Source organism: Bdellovibrio sp. SKB1291214 (assembly GCF_002209355.2).
In the GTDB taxonomy this organism is placed as follows: domain Bacteria; phylum Bdellovibrionota; class Bdellovibrionia; order Bdellovibrionales; family Bdellovibrionaceae; genus Bdellovibrio.
On record NZ_CP106855.1, the window covers coordinates 3,632,723 to 3,653,577 of the forward strand.

Below are 20,855 nucleotides of genomic sequence, written 5' to 3' on the forward strand. Positions count from 1 at the left end.
TGAGAAATGTCACGTCGTAAAAAGACCTTTAAAAGAGAAATCATTCCTGATCCAGTTTTCAAGGATCTAACTATCGCTAAGTTCGTCAATAAAATGATGATCCAAGGTAAGAAAGCTACTGCACAGAAGCTTTTCTACGGAGCGTTGGCTGAACTTGAAGGCAAAATTCAAGGTGAAGAACCTATCGCTATTTTCAAAAAAGCTCTTGAGAACGTAAAGCCTTCTATCGAAGTTCGTTCTCGCCGTGTAGGTGGAGCTACTTACCAAGTTCCTATCGATGTTCGTCCATCTCGTCGTCTAGCTTTGGCTATGCGTTGGTTGGTAGAATACTCTCGTGAACGTGGTGAAAAAGACCATGCTAAGCGTTTGGCTGGCGAATTCATCGATGCTTACAACAATAGAGGTAACTCTATTAAGAAGAAAGATGACGTTCACCGTATGGCTGAAGCAAATAAGGCTTTCTCTCACTACAATTGGTAATCTATTTACATGTCAGCTAAAGATCCTAAAGTTGTAGCTGATCTCAAGTATACTCGTAATATCGGCATCATGGCTCACATTGATGCCGGTAAAACGACGACCACCGAGCGCATTCTTTACTACACTGGAAAAAGTCATAAAATTGGTGAAGTTCACGACGGCCAGGCCACTATGGACTGGATGGTTCAAGAACAAGAGCGTGGTATTACTATCACGTCTGCTGCCACTATGGCGTTCTGGAAAGACCACCGTATTAATATCATCGATACTCCAGGGCACGTTGACTTCACTATTGAAGTTGAGCGTTCTTTGCGCGTTCTTGACGGTGCTGTAGCTGTATTCGACGGCGTTAACGGTGTTGAGCCTCAGTCTGAAACTGTTTGGAAGCAAGCTGACAAGTATAAAGTCCCAAGAATTTGCTTTATCAATAAAATGGACCGCGTGGGCGCTGATTTTGTGATGTCTTACGGGACAATCAAAGATCGTCTTCAAGCGAATCCAATCCCTGTTCAAGTTCCAATCGGCATGGAAGATTCCTTCCGTGGTGTTGTCGATTTGTTGGAAAATCGCGCTTACATTTGGACGACATCCGGGATGGGCGACAATTTCGAAGTTACCGATGTTCCTAACGACATGAAGGAAGAAATCAATCGCTTCCGCACAGAAGTCGTTGAGAAGATCGTTGAGTTTGACGATGTTCTTCTTGAGAAATATCTCAATGGAGAAGAGGTGACTGTGCCAGAGCTAAAAGCAGCTCTTCGTAAAGGCACTCTAGAGCTTAAAGCGTTCCCAGTGTTCTGTGGGGCTGCTTTCAAAAACAAAGGTATTCAACCTTTGCTTGATGGTGTGATTGATTATCTTCCATCTCCTATCGAAGTTCCGGATATCGTGGGGCACGATCCAGAACGTCCTGAAAAAGAAATCGTATGTAAAACTGATTTCGACGCTCATGTGGCGGCGCTGGCATTCAAAATTGCCAATGATCCTTTCGCGGGGACTTTGACTTACATCCGCGTTTATTCAGGCGAGGTCAAAGTCGGCGATCAGCTTTTGAATCCTCGTACTCAAAAGAAAGAGCGTATTCAAAAGCTCGTAAAAATGCATGCGAACTCCCGCGAGGAAGTTGGCGGTCTTAAAGCGGGGGATATCGGTGCCGTTATCGGTCTGAAATTCACGGGGACCGGCGATACCCTGTGTGAGACGTCTCATGCTGTTGTTCTTGAATCTATTACTTTCCCAGAGCCTGTTATCGCCGTGGCGATCGAAGCTAAATCTTCTGCTGATCAAGAGAAGATGCTGGCAGGCTTGGATAAGCTTCAAAAAGAAGACCCTTCTTGTAAGCTAAGAAATGACCCAGAAACTGGTCAAATCTTGCTATCAGGTATGGGGGAGCTTCATTTGGATATCTTGGTGGACCGTCTACTTCGTGAGCACAAGGTGCAAGCGAATGTTGGTAAGCCACAGGTTTCATACCGCGAAACCATTACGTCTGCGGGGTCCGCATCTCATGTTTATGAGCGTGAAATCGCTGGCGATATGAACTTCGCATCCGTTACCTTGACGATTGAGCCGATCTCTCAAGCAGATCACATTCAATTTGTTAGCAAGGTATCCACGTCTAAAGAGTTTACACCGACGATGCTAAAAGCAGTTGAAATGGGCTTCCGTGAAGCTGCTGAAGTTGGTCCGTTGGCAAGCTATTCTATGCTCGGTATTAAGGGGACTTTAACAGCTGTTGAAGCTCGCCCAGAAACGTCTACGGAAATGGCCTTCAAAGCGGCTACTTCCCTGGCTTTCAGAGATGCCGTTAAAAATGCTCAAGTTGAGCTTATGGAGCCAATCTTTAAGCTTGAGGTGACTTGCCCTGATGAATTCGTGGGCAATATCGTGGGCGACTTGAACTCGCGTCGTGGAAAAATTCTCACGATGAACGTGAAGCCAGGGGGCGGGCAGGTTATCTTTGCCGAGGCTCCATTGGCCACTCTATTTGGTTATGCGACGGATGTGCGCAGTTTGAGCCAGGGTAGAGCAAGTTTCAGCATGGAATTCTTAGAATACGCTGTGGTCCCTGCAAAGGTGAAAACGGAAATTCTACATAAAATGGGAAGATATTAATTATTTAATAATTTCCCTTTGACAAAGATTTTTTAAATGCGCATACTCGCGCACTCGTGACATCTATATTTACAAAAAACCCCCCGCGTTTGGTGGACTTATCTAGGCCGCAAGGGCTAATTCGGGGCAAGTTTTCGATGGGATTTGATGTTCAGTTATTAACATTTTTGCTAGTAATTACGCTACCTTACAAAAGAAGAGAAGTGTCCTTATGCAAAGTCAGAAGATTAGAATCAGATTGAAGGCATTCGATCATAAATTGCTTGATCAGTCGACGAAAGAAATCGTTGAGACTGCTCGTCGCACAGGCGCAAAAGTTGCGGGTCCAATTCCCTTGCCTACTCGCATCAACCGCTACACAGTACTTCGTTCTCCGCACGTAGATAAAAAATCTCGTGAACAATTCGAAGTAAGAACTCACAAGCGTATGCTTGATATCCTTGAACCTACTCAACAAACAGTAGATCAACTTATGAAGTTGGATCTTTCTGCTGGTGTTGACGTCGAAATCAAACTATCAGCGGTTTAGGAGTAAGACGTGAGCGAAACTACAGAAAACACACAAACGTCAACAGGCCTAAAACTTGATGGCTTGTTCGCATTCAAAGAAGGTATGGCTACCATCTACAATGAACAAGGTGAAGCCGTTCCTGTTACAGTTCTTCGTTATGAGCCTTGGTTTGTTTCTCAAATCAAAACTAACGAAGCTGATGGTTACGAAGCTATCCAAGTAGCTTGCGAACCTAAAAAAGCTAAAAATTCAAACAAAGCTGAACAAGGCCACCTTAAAGGTGCTGGCTTCGAAAATGGCGCGCGTTTCGTAAAAGAAATTCGTCAAGCTATTCCAGAAGGTCTTACAGTAGGCGCCCAAGTATCTATCGACTCTTTGGCTAAAGGTGACACTGTTAAAATGACAGCGAAATCTAAAGGTAAAGGTTTCGCGGGCGTTATGAAGCGTTGGAACTTCGCCGGTGGACCTGGTTCACACGGTTCTAAATTCCACCGTCGTCCGGGTTCATCTGGTAACAGAACATGGCCAGGCCGTGTAATGCCAGGTAAGAAATTCCCAGGTCATCTTGGTAACGAAACAGTAACTGTTAAGAACGTTGAAATCGTAGAGATCATCCACGCTGAAAACGTTGTTTTGGTTAAGGGTCCAGTTCCAGGTGCGAAAAACACTTTGGTGAAATTGGTGAGAGTGTAATATGGCAACAGTAAATGTACTTAACTGGAAAAAAGAAAAAGTAGGATCAATCGATCTTGCAGCTGATGTTTTCGAAACTCCTATTAAAAAAGAAGTTTTGCACACAGTAGTTCAATGGCAATTGGCTAGCCGTCGCCAAGGTACTCATATGACTAAAACAAAAGGTCTTGTGAGCGGTGGTGGTAAGAAGCCTTTCAAACAAAAAGGTACTGGTGGAGCTCGTCAAGGTTCTAGCCGTTCTATCTTGATGCCTGGTGGTGGTACTGCTTTCGGTCCTCAACCTCGCAGCTACGCGTTCGTACTTCCTAAAAAAGTTCGTCGCTTAGGTTTGAGCATGGCACTTTCTCACCTTCAAAAAGAAGGCAAGTTGTTCGTAGTAGACAGCATGCAATCTGAAGGTAAAACAGCTGAGTTGAGCAAACGTCTTAAAGCGTTTGGCTTGAAAAAAGCAGTTTTGATCGATGCAAATGTTAACGACAAGTTCAATCAAGCTTCAAAAAATCTTCCAACATTCAAATACTTCCCAGTTGAAGGTTTGAACGTGTTTGATCTTTTGAAATACGATGCTGCAGTTATCACTAAAGAATCTGTAGCTAAAATCGTAGATCGCTGCTCAATGGAGAAAGCGTAAGATGAAACAAGTAATTAAAACTCCACTAATCACGGAGAAAAACACATACCACAACGCAGCTGGCGTTTACGTGTTCGAAGTAGATATGAAATCTACTAAAACAGAAGTAAAAGCAGCAGTAGAAAAGAACTTCAAAGTTAAAGTAGACAGCGTTAGAACTAGCGTTTGCCGCGGTCACTCTAAAAACACGAAGTTTGGTGCAACTAAGGTCCCTTACTGGAAAAAAGCTTACGTTAAGCTTGTTGAAGGTGAGAAGATCGCTCTTTTTGAGGGAGTATAGAGATGGGTATCAAGACGTTCGCCCCGCGCTCTCATGGTCGTAGAGGAATGACTGGTTTCGATTTTAAAGAAATCACAAAGACAACTCCAGAGAAGTCTTTGCTTGCTCCTCTAAAGAAACAAGCAGCTCGTAACAATCACGGTCAAATTACTATTCGTCACCAAGGTGGCGGTCATAAACGTAAATACCGTTTGGTTGATTTCAAACGTATGAAACTAGAAGTGCCAGCGAAAGTTGCTGCGATCGAATACGATCCGAACAGAACTTGCCGTATCGCTCTTCTTAACTATGTAGACGGTCAGAAAGCATACATCATCGCGCCAGTTGGCTTGAATGTAGGCGACACTGTACTTTCTTCAGACAAAGCCGACATCAAACCAGGTAACTCTTTGTCTTTGTCCGCTATCCCTGTTGGTACAGTAATTCACAATATCGAATTGCGCCCAGGTAAAGGTGGTCAAATTTGCAGAGGTGCAGGTGCGAGCGCGACTTTGGCTGGTAAAGGTGATATGTACTGCCAAGTACGTATGCCATCTGGTGAGTTGAAGCAGGTTCTTTCAGTATGCCGCGCTTCAATCGGTCAAGTTGGTAACACTGATAACGAAAACATTAATCTGGGTAAAGCTGGTCGCTCTCGTTGGAGAGGTATCCGTCCTTCAGTTCGTGGTATGCACATGAATCCAGTAGACCATCCATTGGGTGGTGGTGAAGGTGTGGGTAAAGGTCATCATCCTGTAACTCCATGGGGTCAACCATGTAAAGGTTACAAGACAAGACATAACAAGAGAACTGACTCTTCAATCATCAAGAGACGTAAGTAGGAGTAAACTGTGGCACGCTCGATTAAAAAAGGTCCATTTGTTGATCTTCACCTTCAAAAGAAGGTCGACCACGCAATCGAAAAAAACGACAAGAAAGTTATCAAAACTTGGTCTCGTCGTTCAACAATTCTTCCAGAAGCTATCGGACTTACGTTCGCGGTTCACAATGGTAGAAAGTTCGTTCCAGTGTACATCACTGAGAACATGATCGGTCACAAACTAGGTGAGTTTGCTCCGACAAGAACTTTCCAAGGCCACGCTGAGAAGAAAGCTGCAGCTCCAGCTGCTGCTAAGAAGTAGTAGGTAGAGATTATGGAAGTTAAAGCTAGTCTAAAATACGCAAGAGTAGGTGCTCAAAAGGCAAGACTTGTTGCAGACCTAGTTCGCGGTAAAGACGTGAATGAAGCTGTTAAAACTCTTACTTTCTTGAACAAAAAAACTGCAGGTATGGTAAAGAAACTTATCGAATCTGCTGTTGCTAACGCTGAATACAAAAAAGTTATGGACATTGATAACTTGGTTGTTAAAGCCATCTGGGTTGATCAAGGTCCAGTTCTTAAGAGATTCCGTCCACGCGCTCAAGGCCGTGCTTTCGGTGTTCGTAAGAAAACAAGCCACATCAACGTAGTACTTGAGGAGAAATAATCGTGGGACAAAAGGTTCATCCAATTGGTTTACGCGTTGGTGTTATTAGAACTTGGGACTCTCGCTGGTATGCGAAGGGTAACCAATATTTCGAAAATCTACATGAAGACATCCGCTTGAGAAAATACCTAAAAGGTAAACTTAAGCATGCTGGTGTAGCTAAAATCGAAATGGAACGTGCAGCGAAGAAGATCAAAATCATCATCTCTACTGCTCGCCCAGGTGTTGTTATTGGTAAAAAAGGTACTGGTATTGACGCTCTTAAAGCGGAAGTTCAAAAACTTACACCCAACGAAGTTTTCTTGAGCATCCAAGAAGTGCGCAAACCAGACCTCGATGCTCAGCTCGTTGCTGAGAGCATTGCTCAACAACTTGAGAAACGTATCTCTTGGAGAAGAGCTCTTAAAAAATCTATTGCAGCTGCGATCAAAGGCGGCGTGAGAGGTATCAAGATCCGTGTTTCTGGTCGTCTTGATGGTGCAGAGATTGCTCGTTCAGAGTGGTACAATGAGAAGAGTGTTCCTCTTCATACATTGCGTGCAGATATCGACTACGGTACTGCTGAAGCTCTAACTGCATACGGTATCATCGGATTGAAAGTATGGATCTATAAAGGCGATATCTTATCTGCTCGCGAAGTTGAGGAGGCAGGTCGTGTTAAGTCCTAAAAGAGTAAAATGGCGTAAACAATTTGTAGGCCGCGCAACTGGTTTTGCGTACAGAGGTTCTAACCTTGATTTTGGAGATTTCGGTCTTCAAGCAGTTGAGGAAGGACGTCTTACAGCACGTCAGTTGGAAGCAGGTCGTATTGCTATCTCCCGTTCAGTTAAGCGTGGTGGTAAAATCTGGTGCCGTGTATTCCCAAATACACCGGTAACAAAAAAACCAGCTGAAACTCGTATGGGTAGCGGTAAAGGTAACCCGGAGCTATGGGTAGCCCGTGTTCTTCCTGGAAAAGTTCTTTTCGAAATGAACGGTGTGACTCGTGAACAAGCTAAAGAGGCTTTCGAACGCGCAGCTCACAAACTTCCTTTCAAAACTCGTTTCTTGGTTAGGGAGTAGTTATGAAGTTCGTAGAGATTAAAGATCTTTCTGTAACTGAATTGAAAAAGAAAAGAGCAGCTCTTTCTGAAGAGTTGTTCCAAGCTCGTATCAAGAACTCAATTGGTCAACTTTCTAATCCAATTGAAATTCGTGATCTTCGTCGTTCAATCGCGAAAATCAATACAGCAATCGTAAAGAAAGTAGCGAGGTAGTAAATGACAACTGAAACAAATACTCGTGGTCGTAAAATCGAAGTAGTTGGTGAGGTTATCAGCGACAAGATGGATAAAACTATCTCTGTCCTAATCTACCGCATGGTTAAACACGCTAAATACGGTAAGTACGTTAAGAAAACTTCTGTGTTCAAAGCTCATGACGAAAAAAACCAAGCTAAAATTGGTGATATCGTTAAGATCCGTGAGACACGTCCTCTTAGCAAAACTAAACGTTGGGCTCTTTCTGAAGTCGTAGAGACGGCGAAAGCGTAGGAGTGTTGTCATGATTCAAATGCAAACTAGACTAAATGTAGCTGATAACTCTGGCGCAAAAGAAGTTATGTGCGTAAAGGTTCTTGGTGGTTCTAAACGTCGTGTAGCATCTATCGGTGATGTTATCGTTGTTTCTATCAAAGAAGCTTTGCCAAACGCTAAAGTTAAAAAAGGTGACGTTGCTAAAGCAGTAGTAGTTAGAACTGTTCAAAAACTTCGTCGTCCAGACGGTTCTTATATCCGTTTCGATGATAACTCTGCAGTTTTGATCAACGCCAATAAAGAACCAATTGGAACTCGTATCTTTGGCCCAGTTGCCAGAGAGTTGAGAGCGAAGTCGTTCGTTAAGATCGTATCTTTGGCTCCGGAAGTTCTGTAAGGGGTATGAGATGAATCGCTTAAAAGCTAAATACAATAAAGAGATCGCTCCTGCTCTTAAAAAACAATTGGGAGTTGAAAATGTAATGCAAGTTCCTCGCTTGGAGAAAATCACTCTTAGCGTGTGCTTGAGCGAAGCAGTTCAAAATCCAAAAATTTTGAACACTGTTGTTGACGAGATCACTGCGATCTCTGGTCAAAAAGCCGTTATCACTAAAGCTAAAAAAGCTATCTCTAACTTCAAATTGCGTGCTGGCATCCCATTGGGTGTTCGCGTAACTTTGAGAAAAGAGAGAATGTGGTCATTCCTTGATCGTCTAAACACATTGGCACTACCTCGCGTACGTGACTTCCGTGGTTTGCCGAACAAAGGTTTTGACGGCCGTGGTAACTACAACATGGGTCTTAAGGAACAAATCGTGTTCCCTGAGATCAACTTCGATAAAGTTGATAAAACTCGTGGTATGAACATCACAATCTGTACAACAGCTAAAAACGATACTGAAGGCAGAGCGCTTCTTGAAGCACTTGGCATGCCTTTCAGAAAGTAGGATGAACGATGGCACGTAAATCAAGTATTGTTAAAAACAATAAAAGAAAAGCAATTGCTAAGCGCTACACTGAATACAGAACAGAGCTTAGAAATAAAGCCGTTGACATGAAACTTTCTGATGACGAAAGAGCTGAAGCTCGTAAAAAGCTTCAATCTCTTCCGCAAAAGACAAACATCAACCGTGTTATTACACGTTGTGAACTTTCTGGTCGCCCTCGTGGTAACTACAGAAAATTCGGTTTGTCTCGTATCGCCTTCAGACAACTTGCGCTTGATGGTAAATTGCCTGGCGTAACGAAAGCTAGCTGGTAAGAGGAAAACTATGGATACAATTTCTCAGTTCCTTACAATCATTAGAAATGCTGGAGCAGCAAAACACGAAAAAGTGGATTTGCCTGCTTCTAAAGTTCGCGCTGGTATCGCTCAGATCCTTGTTAATGAAGGTCTTATCCGCAGCTTCAAAGTTGCGAAAGATTCTAAACAAGGCATCATGCGTGTTTACTTGAAGTACGATGAAGCTGGTGGCCACGCTATCAACTCTATCGACCGTGTAAGCCGTCCAGGCAGACGTGTATATGTTAAATCAGATAAAATTCCTCAAGTTCGTTCTGGTATGGGTATGTCCATCATCAGCACAAGCAAAGGGATCTTGAGCGGTAAGCAAGCAGCTGAGCAAAATCTCGGCGGCGAATTGCTTGCAACACTTTGGTAGGTGAAACATGTCTCGTATTGGTAAAGCACCCGTTATTTTTGATAACACAGTAAAAGTAGATGTTACACCTGCTAACGAAGTAGTAATTAAAGGCGCTAAATCTTCATTGAAGATTGGTATGCAACCTCAAGTTACTGCTAAAGTTGATGGCAATAAAGTAGTGTTGACTCGTAAAGATGACTCTAAAGAAGCTCGTGCATTGCACGGCCTTTACAGAGCTTTGGTTCAAAACGCAGTAACTGGCGTTACTAAAGGCTTCACTAAAGGTCTTGAGCTTCAAGGTGTCGGATACCGTGCAAACGTTGCAGGGAAAAAATTGGAGCTTTCTTTGGGCTTCTCTCATCCTGTAATCTTCGACATTCCAGAAGGCATCGAAATTAAAGTTGAAAAACAAACAGCACTTTCAATCACTGGCGCGAGCAGAGAACTTGTTGGTCAAGTAGCTGCTAAAATCCGTTCGTTCCGTCCACCAGAGCCATACTTGGGTAAAGGTGTTCGTTACGCTGGTGAGCATATCCGTCGTAAAGCCGGTAAGTCTGCTGGTAAATAGAGGTAATGTATGAAACTTAAAATGAATAAACATACAAGCGAAAGAAAAGTTAATCGCCTCAAAAAGAAAATCAGAATCCGCAAAACTGTTAGCGGTACTGATGAAAGACCTCGTCTTTGCGTATACCGTAGCGGTAAGCACGTTTACGCAAGCGTTATCAACGACGTTACTGGTCACACTATCGTGTCAGTTTCTTCTCTTGGTAAAGAGGACAAATCTGGTGTTGAGATGGCTAAACTTGTTGGTATGGAAGTAGCGAAAGCTGCTAACGCTAAAAACATCAAGAGCGTGGTATTTGACCGTAATGGTTACTTGTATCACGGTCGTGTTAAATCTCTAGCTGATGGCGCTCGTGAGGGCGGCCTCAATTTCTAAGGAGTGAATGTGGAGAAAGTTCAAGCTCAAGCAGCTGAATTGGAAGAGCGTGTAGTAGCGATCAACCGCGTAACAAAAGTTGTTAAGGGTGGTCGTCGTTTCACTTTCGCAGCTCTAGTAGTTGTTGGTAACAAAGCTGGTGATGTTGGTTTCGGTACTGGTAAATCTCAGGAAGTTCCTGAAGCTATCGGTAAAGCTAGCCGCGCAGCTAAGAAATCAGCTAAAGGCGTGACTCTTAAAGAAGGTCGTACGATTCCTCACGAAGTAGTCGGTAAATTTGGTGCAGCTAAGGTTATTATGAAACCAGCAGCTCCAGGTACTGGTGTTATCGCGGGTGGTGCAGTTCGTGCCGTTCTTGAATCAGTTGGCGTAAAAGACATTCTTACTAAATGTGTTGGTACTCGTAACCCGCACAATGCAGTAAGAGCAACACTCGATGGTTTGGCTCAACTTAAAGAGTTGACTAAATAGTCGGAGGGTAAAATGGCTAAAAAATTCGTAGTAACTTTGAAAAAATCGACTATCGGCTGCACTCAAGATCAAAAGGATGCAGTTCGTTGCCTAGGTTTGAAGAAGCTTCATTCAACTGCAGAAGTTAATGATACTCCAGCAAACCGTGGTCAAATCATGAAAGTTCAACATCTAGTAAATGTTGAAGTTAAGGGGTAATCCATGAGCTTGCTTAATCAACTAGCTCCTAAAGCTGGATCAAAACACGCTCCAAAAAGAATCGGTCGTGGTATCGGTTCTGGTATGGGTGGTACATCTACTAAAGGTCACAAGGGTCAATTGGCTCGTACTGGCGGTACTGTGCGTCGTGGTTTTGAAGGTGGTCAAACACCTATGCACCGTCGTTTGCCTAAATTTGGTTTTAGCAACGTCGCGTTCGCTAACAATTTTGAGATTGTTAATATCGGACAACTTGCTAAATTTTCTGGAGAAGTAACTCCCGAAACTCTTTTCACTGCTGGACTTGTTAATAAAGGCGCGGTTAAGATTTTGGGGAATGGCGAGCTAAAAACAGCTTTGACTGTAAAAGCTCACAAATTTTCAGAAAGCGCTAAGAAAGCTATTGAAGCTGCTGGCGGCAAAGTCGAGGTAATTAAGTAGTGTCTGCAATTGAAAGCATCGCAAAGAATTCGGATCTTCGTAAACGTATATTCTTCACGTTGGCCTTATTGGCCGTCTACAGAATCGGAGTTCATGTTCCAACGCCTGGCGTGGATGGAACTGCGGTGCTTTCATTTTTCCAAGCTCAAGCGCGTGGAATTTTCGGCCTATTTAACACCTTCACTGGTGGTGCACTTTCCCAGTTCAGCGTGTTTGCACTGGGAATCATGCCTTACATCTCTGCTTCGATCATTTTCCAACTTCTGACTTCAGCGGTTCCAATGTTGGAATCTTTGAAAAAAGAAGGTGAAGCTGGTCGTCGCAAAATCAATCAATACACTCGCTATGCGACTGTGGCTTTGGCAATCGTTCAAGGTTACGGAATCTCTACTTGGTTGATGAACTCTACAAGCCCAGATGGTCGTTCACTTGTGATCGCTCCGACTGTGGCATTCCTTCCTTTCCAATTGATGACAATCATTACGTTGACAGCAGGTACTTGCTTCATCATGTGGTTGGGTGAGCAAATCACTGAAAGAGGTATCGGTAACGGTTCTTCTTTGATCATCTTTACTGGTATCGCTGCTGCTATTCCTCAGGGCGCTCAACGTCTATGGGAACTTGTTGCTTCTGGCGAAATGAAATTTGCAGTTGTATTGCTTCTGTTAGTTCTAATGGTTGCTATCATCGCTGCGGTTATCTATATGGAAGTCGCTCAACGTAGAATCACTGTTCAGTATTCTCAACGTGCGGGTGGCGGCGGTATGCAGTCTATGCAGACTCCTACAAGCCATCTTCCAATCAAAATTAACTTCTCTGGGGTTATCCCACCAATCTTCGCGAGCTCGTTGCTAATGTTCCCAGCGACAATGGCTCAGTTCGTTCACACGCCATGGTTGAAAGCGCTTCAGGAATCTTTGAATCCTTCAGGCACAATCTTCAATATCATGTTCGTGGCTTTGATCGTTTTCTTCTCTTTCTTCTACACAGAGATCGTGTTCAACCCGAATGAAGTTGCTGATAACTTGAAAAAGTACGGCGGTTTCATCCCTGGTGTTCGCGCGGGTAAAAGCACTGCGGATTATATCCAAAAAGTACTTGAGCGCGTAAACGTATTGGGTTGCGTATACTTGTCTACGATCTGCGTAATGCCGGGTATCTTGGCTTCTGGTTTGAATCTTCCGTTCTACTTCGGTGGTACGTCTCTTTTGATCTTGGTCGGTGTTGCTTTGGATACTGCTCAGCAAATCCAATCCCACATGATCACTCAAAAATACGAAGGTTTCATGAAGGGTGCAAAAATCCGTAGCAGAAGGGTTCAGTTTTAATGAACGTTATTCTGTTTGGAGCTCCTGGAGCTGGTAAAGGTACACAATCTGAGTTGTTGATCAAACACTTGGGTATGACTCAAATCAGCACTGGAGATTTGTTCCGAGCTGCCATCAAAGGTCAAACAGACCTTGGCAAAAAAGCCCAAGAGTACATGGATAAAGGTCAATTGGTACCAGATAGCATTGTTATCGGTATGGTTGAGGAAGTACTTCAAAAAGGCGTAAAAAACTTTATCCTTGATGGTTTTCCAAGAACTGTGGCGCAAGCTGAGGCTTTGGATAACCTTTTGAATAAGATGACACTTTCTATTGGGAAAGCCATTTTTTTGGAAGTTCCAATGGAAATTTTGATGGATCGTTTAACTGGTAGACGCGTATGTAAAAATTGCGGGGCAGTCTACCACATCGTCAGCAAGCCTACCAAGACGGAAGGCAAATGTGATAACTGCGGCGGCGAAGTCATTCAACGTAATGACGACAAAGCTGATGTGATTGAGACTCGTCTTAAGAACTATCAGGAATTCACAAGCCCACTTAAAGAGTTTTATAAAAAATCAGGAAAATACATCGAAGTCGACGGTAATAGGGACACAGCGCAGGTCTATAAAGAGATCGAAAAAATAATAGGCTAACCACTTTTATTATTTTTTACTCTAGACATTAAAACTGCTCGGTGATAGCGTCCGACTCCTCGTTTGTATTTTTGCTGTGTATTTTTGGTCATTTTTCGACCAAAAAAATAGCAAGTATGGGAAGAAATATGAAAGTAAGACCATCAGTAAAAGCAATCTGCAATAAGTGCAAAGTTATTAAAAGAAAAGGCGTTATTCGCGTAATCTGCGAAAACCCTAAACATAAGCAAAGGCAGGGTTAATCATGGCACGTATTCTTGGTGTCGACTTACCTAGAAATAAGCGCGTTGAAATCGCGTTGACATACATCTACGGCATTGGACGTCCTCGTGCGGCTATGATTTGCAAGCAAGTAGGCATTCCTTCAACTCTTAGAACTGAAGGTTTGACAGACGAGCACATCGCAAAAATCCGTGGCATCATCGAACAAAACTTTAAAGTTGAGGGTGACCTTCGTCGTGAGGTTGGCCAATTCATTAAACGTTTGATGGATCTAAATTGTTATCGCGGTATCCGCCATCGTAAAGGCTTGCCAGTTCGTGGTCAGAACACTCGTTCTAATGCACGTACTCGTAAAGGTCCTAAGAAGACGGTAGCTAACAAGAAAAAAGCAGTCTAGTTAAAGGACATTAGCGATGAACACTGAAAATAAAAACAAAACAGTAGCTAAGAAAAAAGTTAAAAGAAACGTTCCTCAAGGGAATTGCTACATTCAAGCTGGCTTCGGTAACGTTATCGTAACGATGACTGATCCATCTGGCGCGACTGTATCATGGTCCTCTGCTGGTCACCTTGGTTTCAAAGGTAGCCGTAAAGGTACTCCATTCGCAGCTCAAGTAGCAGCGGAAGACGCAGCGAAAAAAGCTATGGAAGCGGGCATGAAAGCCGTGGACGTTTATCTTAAAGGTCCTGGCGCAGGCCGTGAACCAGCTATCCGTGCGTTGGCTGCAACTGGTATGAGAATCTTGACTCTTAAAGATATCACTCCAGTTCCACACAACGGTTGCCGTCCTCCTAAGCGCAGAAGAATCTAATACTTAATAGGCGACTTTTTAAAAAGTCGCCTGTTTGGTTTGAAGTTCTTGGGTTTTTCAACGACTGCGTGATTCGATTCATGCAGTTCGATTCAAAAACCGTGCCGCGAAGCAAGACAGCTTGTTAAAAACTTCCTTTTCTTGTTGAATGGGGAGTTGCTAACAAAAGGGGTGTCTTATTCAAGTTTAACGAACACATAGTTTCGTTGAATCTTGAAGCGAACATGAATCCTTTGGAGCATGTTCGTCGATAAACTACTCAGATAAATTAACCTCTCGGGGGATCCATGCAAGAGCATTATTATAAGTTTTGGAGAGAAATGATCAAACCAAAGGGATTTGAGGTTGATCGTGATACTCTTCGTGATGACTACGCAAAATTCATTATCCGTCCGCTTGAAAGAGGTTTCGGCGTTACTCTTGGTAACTCCCTAAGAAGAATTCTTCTTAGCTCTATGATGGGTTCTGCAATCACTGCGGTTAAATTCGAAGGTGTATTGCACGAGTTCACTACGATCCCAGACGTTCTTGAAGATGTTACTGACATTATCTTGAACCTTAAAGAAGTACGTTTCAAACAGTACACTTCTGACTCTTTGACTTTGAAGATCTCTAAAAAAGGTCCAGGCAAAGTAACTGCAGCAGACATCCAAGTTTCTGATAAGATCGAAGTTTTGAACCCAGATCTTCATATCGCTACTTTGGGTGCGAACGGTAACTTCAGCGCTGAAATCGTTGTAAGTTTCGGTCGTGGTTATGTTCCTGTTGAAAACAGAGAAACAGATCTTCCAGTTGGCTTCATCGGTGTTGACGCTCTTTACAGCCCAATCCGTAAAGTTAACTACAATGTTTCTAATGCGCGTGTTGGTCAAAGAACTGACTACGATGCATTGACTTTGGAAGTATGGACTGATGGTTCATTGAAACCGGACGAAGCAGTTGCTCTTTCTTCTAAAATCATGAAAGAACAACTTCAAATCTTCCTTACTTTCGATGAAAGCATGGAGCCAGTTGAAGAATCTCGCGAGCTAGGTTCGCCTTCATTGAACGAGAACTTGTTCCGTTCAGTTGACGATCTTGAGCTTTCTGTTCGTTCTGCGAACTGCTTGAAAAACGCTAACATCCGTTACATCGGTGAGTTGGTTGTTCGTTCTGAAGCAGAGATGCTTAAAACAAAAAACTTTGGACGCAAGTCTTTGAACGAGATCAAAGAGATCTTGGGCGAGATGGGTCTTGGCCTTGGTATGAAAATCGAAGGTTGGCCGCCTCCAGGTTGGGATCCTTCTCAACCACCAGTAAAAAGAGAAACACAACAATAGTCACAAGCTGTGATGACACCAACTCCCTGAGGAGTTGGTGAGGGCTGGAGCCCGAAAAAGAAACACCGAGCAATCAAGCGCGAGTGTTCTTCGTGAGGATACCTAATACGGTCCCCACGTTTTAACCGGAGAACATATGAGTTCACACAGAAGAAGAGTAAAGCATTTCGATCGTAAATCTGGCCCTAGAAAAGCGTTGTTGCGTGGTTTGGTGGAGTCTCTAGTAGAGCACGGCCGTATCACTACAACTGTTGACCGTGCGAAAGAAACTCGCCGTCACGTTGAGCGCGCTATCACTTTGGGTAAAAAAGGTGACTTGAACACAACTCGTTTGTTGTTGTCTCGCTACCCAAATAAAAACGTAGTAAGCATCATCATGAAGGACTTGGCTCCTCGTTTTGCTTCTCGTCCAGGTGGTTACACTCGTATCATCAAAATCGGTCGTCGCCCTGGTGACACTGCTGAGATGGCTTTCCTTGAGTTCGTAGACTACGATTTCGAAGCTAAAACAGCTGCTAAAGAAGAAAAAACTGCTAAAGCTGACGCTAAGCCAGCTAAAAAAGTAGCTTCTAAAGCTAAAAAAGCAGGTACTAAAACTGTAGCTGCTAAAAAGAAAACTGTTAAGAAAACTCAAAAGAAAGCTCGTGCTAAATCACGCGCTTAATTTAGAGAATCAAAATTGATTTTCAAAAAACCCAGGGCAACCTGGGTTTTTTTTTGGTATTTTCTGATCTGGAGGCACTTCAATGAAGCAACATCTAAAAGCACTCGCACTGGTTATCATCGTCGGAGCATTGGGATACTGGGCATTTAATCACTATATGTTGAGCCGGGTGTCTGAGTCGCCGTCGAACCTGACTTCGATCGAAAAGATGGAAACCGAAGGCGTTCCAAACTTCACGGCAAAATCCTTGGATGGGCAGTCCTTTGATCTAAATCAAATGAAGGGGAAAGTCGTCATCCTGAATTTTTGGGCGTCCTGGTGCGGTCCCTGTGTTGAGGAAGTACCTTCTTTAATCAAGTTGATAAAAGAGTACAAGGGCGACATTCAATTGATCGCTGTTTCCGGAGATAGCAATGAACAAGACATTCACGTGTTCTTGAAATCCTTCCCGGAGCTTAAAGCTGAAAACATCAAAATTGTTTACGATCAGGATCGCAGTCTTATGAAAATGTTTGATGTTTCTCGTCTGCCGGAATCGCTGGTTCTAAACAAAGAGCAAAAGCTAGTTAAGAAACTTGTGGGCTCCATTGACTGGCATACCAAAGACTCTGTTGAGTATATGGATACTTTGTTAGGCAAAAAGAAATAGCCGACATATAGCTGGTAGAGGCAAACGGCGAGCACAGGAGAAAACGGTTAGTGTTATAGCTAAGCGGATACCTGTCGCCTACCGAGTATGGTCGATAAATTGTTGGTTCAAGTAGTATATCGATTAGAAATATAAAAACCGAATTCGTACATCGCTTTGTAAGCTAAGAATAAGAAAATGCTAAGACAATGCTTTGTAAGCTAAAAATAAGAAAATGCTAGAGACAATTCCTATGTCTCTAGCTAATTCCAAGATTATCTTTACGTTCAAAATTAATCTCTATCTTGCCGGGGTTCGAGGCCACGGCGATCGTATCAAAATCAATTACGGGCAATCGAAAGCTAGGTCGATTTTAGTTCCTTCAACCAGAGCAGAGTTGAATTTCAAGATATTGCCTTCAACTTTGAATTGAGTGAAGTTTGCACCGTTGATTCCAATTTTTACGGAGCCCGCAACTGGAACACATTGCAAAGTCATGTGAGTCATTGAGTTGACGATTTTATCGCGGAAAGTATTAAGTGTCGTAGCAAAGCTGGAATCACAGATGCTTCCCACTCCACCTTCTGTTTTGACAGACAATTGATCGTAGATCACGCCTTCGTGGCTGGGAGAAGCTGAAGCAGCGTCTTGCATAGCTTCGCAGGACTTGTCGTTGGGTTTTACGATGATGCTGTTGAAAGTGAAGCGAATATCATTACCAAACTTTTGTTTCGCCATTGCGATTACATTGTCTGGCATGTCTTCAGCTTCTAATGGCAGCAAGCTTCCAGCGGCGTCACCAGCTTTCATTTTTGAAGCATCACCACCAACAGATCTTTCATCTTCATTAGAGACAAGGATAACTGACACCGCGGCACCCGCACGATAGCAACCATTTGAATTAGCCAACGCAAAGTGGTTATAAGTCGCCTTTAAGCCACGTTCATCAGCGGACCCTGTACCGCCGATGGCCATTGCGTTCACAGTGTTTTCAAAGATGCTTGTTAGATTGGCAGTACCTTTCTTAAGTAGATACGCCGGAGTCCCTGATGGCGGTGTGTATCCTGTCCAATCAGCAGAAAAGCCCCATTGGTTGTTCATCGCACGAGTCGTCGTCATGCACATTTGCCAGTCGATTCCTGAGGTCTCCAAGGAGCCTACAAAGTCACCCAAGCTTGCCGCTAGTTTTTTTAGATCGGGCAACATGGAGTTTGAGTCGTCAAACACGACCAAGAAGTCGACCTGTTTATTACCGTATCCGACTACTTGTGAGAAACTGACTGCATTAGTAGGAGCGGATGAAGCTGCTTCTGTCGTCACCACTGGTGTGAAAGTCATTTTCGAACAAGCTGCAGAGAAGCTTGTCATCACAGTTAGGATCAGCAGATTTTTTAGATTCATCGTTTTCATAGTTTTCTACCTCGACTATTAAAGACTAGCATCAGATCCGGCCTCAAAAAAAGTGTAAACAGCAAATGCGAGTCAAAATGACTAATGATTTCGATAATTTACGAGATACCGTCAAACTTGTATGCAGGACCTGATTAGAAGCTCGACGAAACTTCTGAAATAAAAACAAAACGGGTCGCGGAATAAAACAAATTCCGTCACTTTTAAAAATTGAGAGTGACCTCATGTCACATATCTTGCGTTTGAATTTCGAAGAACAAGTTCTTCATTACAAATCTGTGACCCCATTGAAAAACGAGGAGTGTGTTGATAGATCAGGCGTCCATGGCGAAGTTGTCTTCATTTAATCCACTCTCTAAATATGTCACTACCGAGAGCCTTGATTTTAAAATCAGAAAGCTTGATTTGATTTATCAAGAGCATCTTAAGGGCGCGTTCGCTATTCTTGGAAATGGCGGTGCATATCTTTGGGTGGCTTGGGATCACGTCCCGCACTCATTGTTGGTCGTATGGATGTCAGCGATGGCGATGACCGTGACCATTCGAATGATATCGCTGTGGCAGTGGAATAAGAAAAAGCAATCAATTACCAACAGACGCAGTCTGCAGTTTTGGCAATATCTGCTTTACTCCCAGCTGTTGATTTCGGGACTTGGCTGGGGAACTTTGGGGATTATGTCGACGGCGACGACGGATAGCTCTGTTCAGATCCTGGCTTCGTTGATCATAGCTTCGATGACTGCAGGACCCCTGATTTATTATGTGTCCTCTAAAAAGGCCATGGCGTGTCTGACGGCCCCAGCGTTGATTGGATGGAGCTTTGGTTATCTGCTGCTTTCAGAAGTTCCCCATCATGAACTTTTAGGCGTCTTGATTTTATTCTATTTAGTTTTGCTGTTCTTTATTGGTCGCAATTTAAATCGCGCCATCCTAAGAATGATTTCTTTAGACTATCAGTTAAAGAAAAATGAAGAGCATTTGCGTATGGCGATGGCCTCAAGTAATGCGCTGTCTTGGGATTGGTATGTGGAAACCAATCACTTGGATTATAACGGCAATATTGCTCTGTTTCCTCAAGGGCCCGTGCAGCTTCAGGATATCTTGAAGAAACATTTCGTAACACCGGGCGATCTGGATGCTGAAATTGAGTGTTTGGATCTAGAGGGGCGAAGCCGCTATATCGCTATTAAGGGCCGAGTTTCTAAAGATCCTAAGACGGCTTACCGTATGACAGGGATTGCTTGGGATATCACGACGAAAAAAAATGAAGATCTTTTGCGCCGTGAGCGTGACGTTCACGAAGCAGCCAATCGCGGTAAATCCGTGTTGTTAGCAAATGCCAGCCATGAGATTCGCACGCCTATTGCTTCGATTTTGGGTTATTCTGAAACCCTTTTAGGCAGTGCAAGCTTAGATGCACAAAACCGTAGTGATGTTGAGGCGATTCATCGTCAGGGCAAATTCATGGTGACACTGGTGAATGACCTTTTGGATTTATCCAAGATTGAATCAAAAGGTTTGTTCTTTCAGTCCTGCACGATGAACCCTGCCATGGAGTTAGAAGACTCGATCGCAATGATTCGATCGACCTTGGATAGTTCAAAGCATCAGCTGTCTTTGAATTTTGAAACTCATTTTCCAGAGGTGATATCTTCGGATCCGGTTCGATTCCGACAAGTTGTGATCAATCTGCTGTCGAATGCTGTGAAATACACTCTGCAAGGGGAGATCAAGGTCGTTGCACGTTTCTATCAGAATATTGAAGGTGAAGGTTTTATCGCTGTCACGGTGGTAGATACCGGTATGGGTATGGACTACCAAATGCAACGACAACTATTTGAACCATTTGTTCGCGGAGAGAATGCGGAAGTGCAACGTGTTCCTGGTTCAGGCTTAGGTTTGGCACTGAGCCGTCAGCTGGCTCGTGGTATGAGTGGTGATTTGCGACTGATTCGGTCCATGCTGGGAAATGGAAGTACATTCGAATTTACCTTACCTGTGGGCAAGGCTTCAGAGCTAAAATTGGTATCTGCTCATGAGGCACGAATCGGGACTCGAGAGCGCATCCCTATTCCGCAAGAGTCGAATCATTTGAAAGATCGCGAAATTTTAGTTGTGGATGATTCGGATGATCTGCGTGCATTGATGGCGCGCTATTTAATGCGTGAGGGCGCTATTGTTGAGACCAGTGAAAACGGTCAGGCGGGTGTTGAGCGGGCCTTAAGCAAAAATTTTGATGTGATCTTGATGGATATCAAAATGCCGGTGATGGATGGCTATCAGGCGGCGGCATTGCTGAGGGAAAATGGTTATGTGGGATTGATTGTCGCGGTCACGGCCCAGGCAACTGCTGAGGGCCGGATGGATTCTCGAAGCAACGGATTTGATGCTTACTTGAGCAAACCCGTTGATATTAATCTTTTAAAGGACATTCTGATTCAGGCTTAGTTT

At 43.6% G+C, this 20,855-nt stretch carries 33 protein-coding genes; 32 read left to right on the top strand and 1 reads right to left on the bottom strand.

The window, feature by feature from the left end; translation table 11 throughout:
* Positions 1–6: 6 nt before the first annotated feature.
* The 30 genes from rpsG to B9G69_RS17985 all read left to right on the top strand — a co-directional run bounded on the left by rpsG (position 7) and on the right by B9G69_RS17985 (position 17,015).
* The gene (gene rpsG, locus B9G69_RS17840; RefSeq protein ID WP_088615311.1) at positions 7–480 is read left to right on the top strand and encodes a 30S ribosomal protein S7; all 474 of its coding nucleotides are present in this window, start codon (positions 7–9) and stop codon (positions 478–480) included.
* A 9-nt stretch (positions 481–489) separates the two neighbouring features.
* Positions 490–2,595 (top strand): elongation factor G, encoded by a 2,106-nt coding sequence (gene fusA, locus B9G69_RS17845; protein WP_088615310.1) that lies wholly within the window; start codon positions 490–492, stop codon positions 2,593–2,595.
* Positions 2,596–2,806: 211 nt separating this feature from the next.
* Positions 2,807–3,124 carry a 30S ribosomal protein S10 gene (gene rpsJ, locus B9G69_RS17850; RefSeq protein WP_011165353.1) on the top strand — a complete coding sequence of 106 codons (318 nt, stop codon included), beginning with the start codon at positions 2,807–2,809 and terminating at the stop codon, positions 3,122–3,124.
* Positions 3,125–3,133: 9 nt separating this feature from the next.
* Entirely contained in the window at positions 3,134–3,799 is a 666-nt protein-coding gene (gene rplC, locus B9G69_RS17855) for a 50S ribosomal protein L3 (RefSeq protein WP_088615309.1), read from the top strand.
* A 1-nt stretch (position 3,800) separates the two neighbouring features.
* Complete coding sequence (gene rplD / locus B9G69_RS17860) at positions 3,801–4,430, top strand: 50S ribosomal protein L4 (RefSeq protein WP_088615308.1); 630 nt, start codon at positions 3,801–3,803, stop codon at positions 4,428–4,430.
* A gap of 1 nt (position 4,431) precedes the next feature.
* Positions 4,432–4,710, top strand: a complete 279-nt coding sequence (gene rplW / locus B9G69_RS17865) for a 50S ribosomal protein L23 (RefSeq protein WP_088615307.1) — start codon at positions 4,432–4,434, stop codon at positions 4,708–4,710.
* Between the two features lie 2 nt (positions 4,711–4,712).
* Positions 4,713–5,531, top strand: coding sequence for a 50S ribosomal protein L2 (gene rplB / locus B9G69_RS17870; RefSeq protein ID WP_088615306.1), 819 nt, complete (start codon positions 4,713–4,715; stop codon positions 5,529–5,531).
* A 9-nt stretch (positions 5,532–5,540) separates the two neighbouring features.
* Positions 5,541–5,831, top strand: coding sequence for a 30S ribosomal protein S19 (gene rpsS, locus B9G69_RS17875; RefSeq protein ID WP_088615305.1), 291 nt, complete (start codon positions 5,541–5,543; stop codon positions 5,829–5,831).
* A gap of 12 nt (positions 5,832–5,843) precedes the next feature.
* Positions 5,844–6,176, top strand: coding sequence for a 50S ribosomal protein L22 (gene rplV, locus B9G69_RS17880; RefSeq protein WP_088615304.1), 333 nt, complete (start codon positions 5,844–5,846; stop codon positions 6,174–6,176).
* Positions 6,177–6,178: 2 nt separating this feature from the next.
* Positions 6,179–6,844, top strand: coding sequence for a 30S ribosomal protein S3 (rpsC, locus tag B9G69_RS17885; RefSeq protein ID WP_142699134.1), 666 nt, complete (start codon positions 6,179–6,181; stop codon positions 6,842–6,844).
* Complete coding sequence (rplP, locus tag B9G69_RS17890; protein WP_088615302.1) at positions 6,831–7,238, top strand: 50S ribosomal protein L16; 408 nt, start codon at positions 6,831–6,833, stop codon at positions 7,236–7,238. Before rpsC ends, rplP begins: the two co-directional genes overlap by 14 nt.
* Positions 7,239–7,240: 2 nt before the next feature.
* Positions 7,241–7,432, top strand: coding sequence for a 50S ribosomal protein L29 (rpmC, locus tag B9G69_RS17895; RefSeq protein ID WP_088615301.1), 192 nt, complete (start codon positions 7,241–7,243; stop codon positions 7,430–7,432).
* A gap of 3 nt (positions 7,433–7,435) precedes the next feature.
* The gene (gene rpsQ / locus B9G69_RS17900; protein WP_088615300.1) at positions 7,436–7,708 is read left to right on the top strand and encodes a 30S ribosomal protein S17; all 273 of its coding nucleotides are present in this window, start codon (positions 7,436–7,438) and stop codon (positions 7,706–7,708) included.
* 10 nt (positions 7,709–7,718) lie between these two features.
* Entirely contained in the window at positions 7,719–8,087 is a 369-nt protein-coding gene (gene rplN / locus B9G69_RS17905; protein WP_088615299.1) for a 50S ribosomal protein L14, read from the top strand.
* A gap of 10 nt (positions 8,088–8,097) precedes the next feature.
* Entirely contained in the window at positions 8,098–8,637 is a 540-nt protein-coding gene (rplE, locus tag B9G69_RS17910; RefSeq protein WP_088615298.1) for a 50S ribosomal protein L5, read from the top strand.
* Between the two features lie 8 nt (positions 8,638–8,645).
* Entirely contained in the window at positions 8,646–8,951 is a 306-nt protein-coding gene (gene rpsN, locus B9G69_RS17915; protein ID WP_088615297.1) for a 30S ribosomal protein S14, read from the top strand.
* 10 nt (positions 8,952–8,961) lie between these two features.
* Positions 8,962–9,351, top strand: coding sequence for a 30S ribosomal protein S8 (gene rpsH / locus B9G69_RS17920; RefSeq protein WP_088615296.1), 390 nt, complete (start codon positions 8,962–8,964; stop codon positions 9,349–9,351).
* Between the two features lie 7 nt (positions 9,352–9,358).
* Positions 9,359–9,901 carry a 50S ribosomal protein L6 gene (gene rplF / locus B9G69_RS17925; RefSeq protein ID WP_088615295.1) on the top strand — a complete coding sequence of 181 codons (543 nt, stop codon included), beginning with the start codon at positions 9,359–9,361 and terminating at the stop codon, positions 9,899–9,901.
* A 9-nt stretch (positions 9,902–9,910) separates the two neighbouring features.
* Complete coding sequence (gene rplR, locus B9G69_RS17930) at positions 9,911–10,276, top strand: 50S ribosomal protein L18 (protein WP_088615294.1); 366 nt, start codon at positions 9,911–9,913, stop codon at positions 10,274–10,276.
* 9 nt (positions 10,277–10,285) lie between these two features.
* Positions 10,286–10,747 carry a 30S ribosomal protein S5 gene (gene rpsE, locus B9G69_RS17935; RefSeq protein ID WP_088615293.1) on the top strand — a complete coding sequence of 154 codons (462 nt, stop codon included), beginning with the start codon at positions 10,286–10,288 and terminating at the stop codon, positions 10,745–10,747.
* A 12-nt stretch (positions 10,748–10,759) separates the two neighbouring features.
* Positions 10,760–10,945, top strand: a complete 186-nt coding sequence (gene rpmD, locus B9G69_RS17940) for a 50S ribosomal protein L30 (protein ID WP_088615292.1) — start codon at positions 10,760–10,762, stop codon at positions 10,943–10,945.
* Between the two features lie 3 nt (positions 10,946–10,948).
* Complete coding sequence (rplO, locus tag B9G69_RS17945; protein ID WP_088615291.1) at positions 10,949–11,386, top strand: 50S ribosomal protein L15; 438 nt, start codon at positions 10,949–10,951, stop codon at positions 11,384–11,386.
* Complete coding sequence (gene secY, locus B9G69_RS17950) at positions 11,386–12,714, top strand: preprotein translocase subunit SecY (RefSeq protein ID WP_088615290.1); 1,329 nt, start codon at positions 11,386–11,388, stop codon at positions 12,712–12,714. Before rplO ends, secY begins: the two co-directional genes overlap by 1 nt.
* Positions 12,714–13,349, top strand: coding sequence for an adenylate kinase (locus B9G69_RS17955; protein ID WP_088615289.1), 636 nt, complete (start codon positions 12,714–12,716; stop codon positions 13,347–13,349). The genes secY and B9G69_RS17955 overlap by 1 nt, the downstream gene beginning before the upstream one ends.
* Before the next feature lie 128 nt (positions 13,350–13,477).
* Entirely contained in the window at positions 13,478–13,591 is a 114-nt protein-coding gene (gene rpmJ / locus B9G69_RS17960; RefSeq protein ID WP_011165332.1) for a 50S ribosomal protein L36, read from the top strand.
* Between the two features lie 2 nt (positions 13,592–13,593).
* Positions 13,594–13,968 carry a 30S ribosomal protein S13 gene (rpsM, locus tag B9G69_RS17965; protein WP_088615288.1) on the top strand — a complete coding sequence of 125 codons (375 nt, stop codon included), beginning with the start codon at positions 13,594–13,596 and terminating at the stop codon, positions 13,966–13,968.
* 16 nt (positions 13,969–13,984) lie between these two features.
* Positions 13,985–14,383 carry a 30S ribosomal protein S11 gene (gene rpsK, locus B9G69_RS17970; protein WP_088615287.1) on the top strand — a complete coding sequence of 133 codons (399 nt, stop codon included), beginning with the start codon at positions 13,985–13,987 and terminating at the stop codon, positions 14,381–14,383.
* Positions 14,384–14,670: 287 nt separating this feature from the next.
* Positions 14,671–15,702 (top strand): DNA-directed RNA polymerase subunit alpha, encoded by a 1,032-nt coding sequence (locus B9G69_RS17975; RefSeq protein WP_088615286.1) that lies wholly within the window; start codon positions 14,671–14,673, stop codon positions 15,700–15,702.
* A 136-nt stretch (positions 15,703–15,838) separates the two neighbouring features.
* A complete protein-coding gene (rplQ, locus tag B9G69_RS17980; protein ID WP_088615285.1) occupies positions 15,839–16,366 on the top strand; it encodes a 50S ribosomal protein L17 in 528 nt (175 codons plus the stop codon).
* Positions 16,367–16,448: 82 nt separating this feature from the next.
* Positions 16,449–17,015 carry a TlpA family protein disulfide reductase gene (locus B9G69_RS17985; RefSeq protein ID WP_088615284.1) on the top strand — a complete coding sequence of 189 codons (567 nt, stop codon included), beginning with the start codon at positions 16,449–16,451 and terminating at the stop codon, positions 17,013–17,015.
* A 324-nt stretch (positions 17,016–17,339) separates the two neighbouring features.
* Here the strand turns inward: B9G69_RS17985 and B9G69_RS17990 are convergent, their stop codons facing one another.
* Complete coding sequence (locus tag B9G69_RS17990) at positions 17,340–18,404, bottom strand: hypothetical protein (protein ID WP_254916852.1); 1,065 nt, start codon at positions 18,402–18,404, stop codon at positions 17,340–17,342.
* 224 nt (positions 18,405–18,628) lie between these two features.
* On the opposite strand from B9G69_RS17990, the gene B9G69_RS17995 reads away from it, so the two are divergent.
* Positions 18,629–18,751 (top strand): hypothetical protein, encoded by a 123-nt coding sequence (locus B9G69_RS17995; RefSeq protein ID WP_254916851.1) that lies wholly within the window; start codon positions 18,629–18,631, stop codon positions 18,749–18,751.
* A complete protein-coding gene (locus tag B9G69_RS18000; RefSeq protein WP_088615283.1) occupies positions 18,729–20,852 on the top strand; it encodes a hybrid sensor histidine kinase/response regulator in 2,124 nt (707 codons plus the stop codon). The genes B9G69_RS17995 and B9G69_RS18000 overlap by 23 nt, the downstream gene beginning before the upstream one ends.
* The last annotated feature ends 3 nt before the right edge of the window (positions 20,853–20,855 follow it).

Coding starts and splice junctions, on each gene's coding strand:
- rplV (WP_088615304.1), top strand. CDS start 5,844: ATGGAAGTTAAAGCTAGTCTAAAATACGCAAGAGTAGGTGCTCAAAAG.
- rpsG (WP_088615311.1), top strand. CDS start 7: ATGTCACGTCGTAAAAAGACCTTTAAAAGAGAAATCATTCCTGATCCA.
- rpsK (WP_088615287.1), top strand. CDS start 13,985: ATGAACACTGAAAATAAAAACAAAACAGTAGCTAAGAAAAAAGTTAAA.
- rpmC (WP_088615301.1), top strand. CDS start 7,241: ATGAAGTTCGTAGAGATTAAAGATCTTTCTGTAACTGAATTGAAAAAG.
- rpsM (WP_088615288.1), top strand. CDS start 13,594: ATGGCACGTATTCTTGGTGTCGACTTACCTAGAAATAAGCGCGTTGAA.
- B9G69_RS17975 (WP_088615286.1), top strand. CDS start 14,671: ATGCAAGAGCATTATTATAAGTTTTGGAGAGAAATGATCAAACCAAAG.
- rplR (WP_088615294.1), top strand. CDS start 9,911: ATGAAACTTAAAATGAATAAACATACAAGCGAAAGAAAAGTTAATCGC.
- rplF (WP_088615295.1), top strand. CDS start 9,359: ATGTCTCGTATTGGTAAAGCACCCGTTATTTTTGATAACACAGTAAAA.
- rpsJ (WP_011165353.1), top strand. CDS start 2,807: ATGCAAAGTCAGAAGATTAGAATCAGATTGAAGGCATTCGATCATAAA.
- rplD (WP_088615308.1), top strand. CDS start 3,801: ATGGCAACAGTAAATGTACTTAACTGGAAAAAAGAAAAAGTAGGATCA.
- rpsQ (WP_088615300.1), top strand. CDS start 7,436: ATGACAACTGAAACAAATACTCGTGGTCGTAAAATCGAAGTAGTTGGT.
- rpsN (WP_088615297.1), top strand. CDS start 8,646: ATGGCACGTAAATCAAGTATTGTTAAAAACAATAAAAGAAAAGCAATT.
- rplN (WP_088615299.1), top strand. CDS start 7,719: ATGATTCAAATGCAAACTAGACTAAATGTAGCTGATAACTCTGGCGCA.
- fusA (WP_088615310.1), top strand. CDS start 490: ATGTCAGCTAAAGATCCTAAAGTTGTAGCTGATCTCAAGTATACTCGT.
- rplQ (WP_088615285.1), top strand. CDS start 15,839: ATGAGTTCACACAGAAGAAGAGTAAAGCATTTCGATCGTAAATCTGGC.
- rplB (WP_088615306.1), top strand. CDS start 4,713: ATGGGTATCAAGACGTTCGCCCCGCGCTCTCATGGTCGTAGAGGAATG.
- B9G69_RS17955 (WP_088615289.1), top strand. CDS start 12,714: ATGAACGTTATTCTGTTTGGAGCTCCTGGAGCTGGTAAAGGTACACAA.
- B9G69_RS17995 (WP_254916851.1), top strand. CDS start 18,629: ATGTCACATATCTTGCGTTTGAATTTCGAAGAACAAGTTCTTCATTAC.
- rpmD (WP_088615292.1), top strand. CDS start 10,760: ATGGCTAAAAAATTCGTAGTAACTTTGAAAAAATCGACTATCGGCTGC.
- rplO (WP_088615291.1), top strand. CDS start 10,949: ATGAGCTTGCTTAATCAACTAGCTCCTAAAGCTGGATCAAAACACGCT.
- B9G69_RS17985 (WP_088615284.1), top strand. CDS start 16,449: ATGAAGCAACATCTAAAAGCACTCGCACTGGTTATCATCGTCGGAGCA.
- B9G69_RS18000 (WP_088615283.1), top strand. CDS start 18,729: ATGGCGAAGTTGTCTTCATTTAATCCACTCTCTAAATATGTCACTACC.
- B9G69_RS17990 (WP_254916852.1), bottom strand. CDS start 18,404: ATGAAAACGATGAATCTAAAAAATCTGCTGATCCTAACTGTGATGACA.
- rplE (WP_088615298.1), top strand. CDS start 8,098: ATGAATCGCTTAAAAGCTAAATACAATAAAGAGATCGCTCCTGCTCTT.
- rpsH (WP_088615296.1), top strand. CDS start 8,962: ATGGATACAATTTCTCAGTTCCTTACAATCATTAGAAATGCTGGAGCA.
- rpmJ (WP_011165332.1), top strand. CDS start 13,478: ATGAAAGTAAGACCATCAGTAAAAGCAATCTGCAATAAGTGCAAAGTT.
- rplW (WP_088615307.1), top strand. CDS start 4,432: ATGAAACAAGTAATTAAAACTCCACTAATCACGGAGAAAAACACATAC.